Genomic DNA, 4,381 nt, shown 5'->3' with positions numbered 1-4,381 from the left:
AAACTTGTCCAGGGCATCCTGGAGCGCGCCGTAACCCAGCCCTGCACGATCTTCCAGGTACAGAGAATAGCCCGAACCATTGCCGAGCCCCTGGATCGGCGGCGGCAGCAGCGCGTAGGCAAAGGCGTCCTTAATACTCGCGAACTTGGCATTGAGCTCGGCATTGATCTGCGCGGCCGTGCGGCGGCGCTCGTCGAACGGCTTGAGAATGACGTACGACGCCTGTAGGTTAGGCGTGTTGACAAACTGCAAGGCGTTAAAGCCAGCATAGGCAGGCATGATGTCCACACCGTCCACCGTATGCGCGATCTGCACCATTTGGTGCGTGACCACATCGGTGCGGGCCAGCGCCGCGCCCGGAGGCAATTTCGCGCCGGCAAACAGATAGAGCTTGTCCTGGGTGGGAACGAAACCGCCCGGCACCGTGTGGAACAGGAATCCAGTCACAATCAACAACAAGACATAGATGGCAAATATCACGCCGCGCCGGCTCAAAGTGCGCGCCACCGTGCCGTGATAGCGATCCGAACTGCGATTGAAGAAACGATTGAACGGCCCGAACAACCAGCCGAATGCACGTTCGATCCCACGCGCCAGGGCATCTTTAGGCTCGTGATGACCCTTCAGCAATTTCGCAGCCAACGCTGGCGACAGCGTCAGCGAGTTGACAGCTGAGATCACGGTGGAGATGGCAATTGTCACCGCGAATTGCTTGTAAAACTGTCCGGTAACGCCGGTGAGGAAGGCCATCGGAACGAACACCGCGCACAGCACCAGCGCTATCGCCACGATCGGCCCGGACACCTCTTTCATGGCCTGGTGAGCAGCCGCGCGCGGAGCCAGCCCTTGTGCGATATTGCGCTCGACGTTCTCCACCACCACGATGGCGTCGTCGACCACGATGCCAATCGCCAGCACCAAGCCGAACAACGTCAGCGTGTTGATGGAGTAGCCCAGCAGGTACAGCCATCCAAAGGTGCCCACGATGGAGACCGGAACCGCAACCAGCGGAATGATCGATGCGCGCCAGCTCTGCAGGAACAGGATCACCACCAACACCACCAGGATCACCGCTTCGAGCAGCGTGTGCTGCACGGCACGGATCGATTCACGCACGAATACGGTTGGATCCCACTGCGCACGCCAGGCCACGCCGGTAGGGAAGCTCAGGGACAGCTCATGCAACTTCGCGTACACCGCATCGGCGACGCCAACTGCATTGGCACCCGGCGACAGGAATATCCCGGTCGTCGCGGTGTTCTTGGTGTCGATCAGCGTATGCAAGGTGTAGTCACCGGCGCCCAGCTCCACCCTCGCTATGTCGGACAGGCGTGTGATCTGGCCGTTCACGCCGGTTTTCACTACGATGTTCCTGAACTCCTCTTCGCTGCGCAGACGGCCACGCACATTGATGGAGATCAGGAAATCGGTGCTTTTCGGTGACGGTTCGGCACCGAGCTGACCGGCCGAAACCTGCACGTTCTGTTCGCGAATGGCATTGATCGCATCATCGGCGGTCAGCCCACGCGAAGCCAGCTTGTCCGGATCGAGCCAGATGCGCATGGCGTAATCGCCTGCACCGTATAACTCAACGTCCCCTATTCCCGGGATGCGGGACAACTCATCCTTGACGTGTAGCGTGAGGTAGTTGCGAAGATAGAGCGTGTTATAACGACCGTCCGGCGAATACAGCGCGAGGTACATGAGAGGCGTGGGCGATTGCTTCTGCGTCGTCACACCATACAAGCGCACGGCATCCGGCAATCGCGAGAGCGCCTGGCTCACACGGTTCTGCACACGCACGGCAGCCGTGTCCGGGTCCACGCCGGGCAGGAAGGTGACGACCACCTGCAAACTGCCGTCCGAGCCGGCGACGGACTTCATGTACATGATGCCTTCGACGCCGTTGATGGCCTCTTCCAACGGCTCCGCCACCGAATCGGCGATTTCCTTGGGATTGGCGCCCGGATACGTCGCACGCACGACGACGCTGGGTGGCACCACTTCCGGATATTCGCTGACGGGCAGGATCGGGATGGCGATCAGGCCGACCGCAAAGATGATGATCGACAGCACGATCGCAAAGATCGGTCGCTCGATAAAGAATTTGGAAAAGTCCATGAGTGTGGCTCGGGTCAGTTCATCGCCGTCTGCGCACCGGAAAGCGCGCTATCCATGGCGACCTCGCGTGGCTTGACCGGGGCACCGGCGAAGAAGATTTTCTGCGTGCCGTCGACGATGATCTTGTCGCCCTCGGTCAGCCCCGACTCCACCACGCGCAAACCGTCAGCGACGCGACCGAGTTGCACATCCCTGCGCACTGCGGTGTCGTTGGGTCCCAGTACGTAGACGTACTTGCGATCCTGATCGGTGAGCACTGCCCGGTCGTTGATCAGCAGCGCCTTGAACTGACCGTGGCCATCCAACTCCACACGCGCGAACAGGCCGGGCGTGAATTGACGTGCGGGGTTGGGCAGGATGGCCCGTGCGCGCAGGGTGCCGGTGGCCGGGTCGACCTGGTTGTCCAGGAAATCCACCGCCCCTTGATGCGGAAAGCCTGTTTCGTTGGCCAGGCCCACGCGGACCGGACTGCCTTGCGCCGCATGCCCCTGTTGGCGCATCAGGGCGTTGTAGCGCAGATAGTTTTGTTCATCGCAATCGAAATACACATACACCGGGTCTTGCGACACCAACGTCGTCAGCAAGGTCTGGTCGGCCTGGGTAAGATTGCCGGGCGTGAGCATGGCGCGGCCGGCACGGCCGCTGATGGGCGCGTGCACTTCGGTGAAGCTCAAATTGAGCCTGGCCGTGGCCACCGCGGCTTGCGCGGCTTGCACATCGGCATTGCCCGTCTCGTACTCGCCGCGGTGCGACTCAAACTCTTCGTGCGAAATGGCCGAAGACTGCATCAGTGCTTGTGCACGCGTGTACTGCAATTTCGCGAGCTGGGCGGTGGCCCGGGCGTGCGCGAGCTGCGCGGTCGCGCTATCCAGTGCATCCTGATAAGGCCGTGGGTCAATCACGAACAGGATGTCGCCCTGCTTGACCTCTTCGCCTTCGGCGTACGCCACACGCTGAATGTACCCGCTGACACGTGGGCGAATCTCCACCGTGCCGATCGCGATGACCCGGCCATTGAATTCATCCCACACGTGCACTTGCGTCAGTTTTACCTTGGCCACGCTGACATCTGGAGCCGGCGGCGCTGCGGCGCCGGCGGACGCTTTGCCGCGCTGGCATCCGCTGAGCGACAGAGCAAGACCGGCTGTTGCACCCAGGACATAGAGAACACTTCCGAGACGGCGGCGCGCCCCCGACATTTGCATGGTGAACATGAAGCACTACCTGCGACAGTGAAGTTGGAGTACGCTAATCTGAACTGTCGGGTTATCCGGTTGAAGTAGTGACTTTATACCGGTGTAATAAATAACAGGATCTGCATGTCCGTCATGAACGACAACTTGCTCGGAACCTATCTGAAGGACCGTCGCAGCAGGCTCGATCCGGCGTCCTTTGGTATTTCAGCAACACGCCGGCGAACGCCGGGTCTGCGGCGCGAGGAAGTGGCTCAGCGCGCCTGCGTCAGTGCCACATGGTACACGTGGCTCGAGCAGGGGCGGGGTGGTGCCCCCTCAGCCGCTGTACTCGATCGCATCGCACGCGCCCTGATGCTGACAGATGTTGAACGCGAGCATATCTTTCTGCTCGGCCTTGGCCGTCCGCCCGAAGTTCGCTACCACGCAACCGAAGGCGTTACGCCGCAATTGCAGCGCGTGCTTGACGCACTGGAGCTCAGCCCGGCCGTTGTGAGGACTTGCACCTGGGACGTTGTTGCGTGGAACCGTGCCGCCTCAGTGGTGCTTGCCGACTATGCCGCGCTTCCCGTCGAGCAGCGGAATGTACTTCGCCTCCTGTTCGGCAATCCCAATATTCAAGAGCGGCAACTTGATTGGAAAAGCGTTGCACGGTTTGTCGTGGCGGCGTTACGGGCGGACGCGGCGCGCGCCGGAGCTTCCGGTGAACTCGCGGCACTCATCGATGAACTGAGCCGTACCAGCCCTGAATTCGTGGCGATGTGGAGTGACCACGACGTTCGCTCCTTCGGCGAGGGCACCAAACATGTAAGGCATTCCGGAATCGGCATGATTGCCATGGAATACTCATCCTTTGCGGTCGACGGGCGACCGGATCTCAGTATGGTGATTCACAACCCGGTGACGCGCGAGGATGCGGACAAGGTGCGTATGCTGATCGAATGCAGGGAATTCATATCTGTCAGTCGTGTTTAGCTGGGACCGAAGCTGCGCCCCGCTAGGCACTTTGACCGGACATCGGTGATGCCACGCGGGGCGCAGCTTCGGTCCCAGCTAAACACGACTGA

The 4,381-nt window shown here is 60.9% G+C and carries 3 protein-coding genes; 1 reads left to right on the top strand and 2 read right to left on the bottom strand.

All coding sequences use genetic code 11. The features are described from left to right. Window positions 1-2,121, bottom strand: a 2,121-nt coding sequence (locus VK519_RS17770) for an efflux RND transporter permease subunit (RefSeq protein WP_324352001.1), incomplete at its 3' end; no start/stop codon positions are given. Between the two features lie 14 nt (window positions 2,122-2,135). After that, window positions 2,136-3,320, bottom strand: coding sequence for an efflux RND transporter periplasmic adaptor subunit (locus VK519_RS17765; protein WP_414692775.1), 1,185 nt, complete (start codon window positions 3,318-3,320; stop codon window positions 2,136-2,138). 129 nt (window positions 3,321-3,449) lie between these two features. On the opposite strand from VK519_RS17765, the gene VK519_RS17760 reads away from it, so the two are divergent. Next, on the top strand, window positions 3,450-4,289 hold the full coding sequence (locus tag VK519_RS17760) for a helix-turn-helix transcriptional regulator (RefSeq protein WP_324352000.1): 840 nt from the start codon (window positions 3,450-3,452) through the stop codon (window positions 4,287-4,289). The last annotated feature ends 92 nt before the right edge of the window (window positions 4,290-4,381 follow it).

It is taken from the genome of Pinirhizobacter sp. (genome assembly GCF_035317885.1).
In the GTDB taxonomy this organism is placed as follows: domain Bacteria; phylum Pseudomonadota; class Gammaproteobacteria; order Xanthomonadales; family Rhodanobacteraceae; genus Pinirhizobacter.
This window is presented reverse-complemented; position numbering and strand designations above follow the sequence as displayed.

What these genes read in the sequence shown, in the direction of transcription:
- VK519_RS17765 (WP_414692775.1), bottom strand. Translation starts at nt 3,320, where the DNA reads ATGTCGGGGGCGCGCCGCCGTCTCGGAAGTGTTCTCTATGTCCTGGGT.
- VK519_RS17760 (WP_324352000.1), top strand. Translation starts at nt 3,450, where the DNA reads ATGAACGACAACTTGCTCGGAACCTATCTGAAGGACCGTCGCAGCAGG.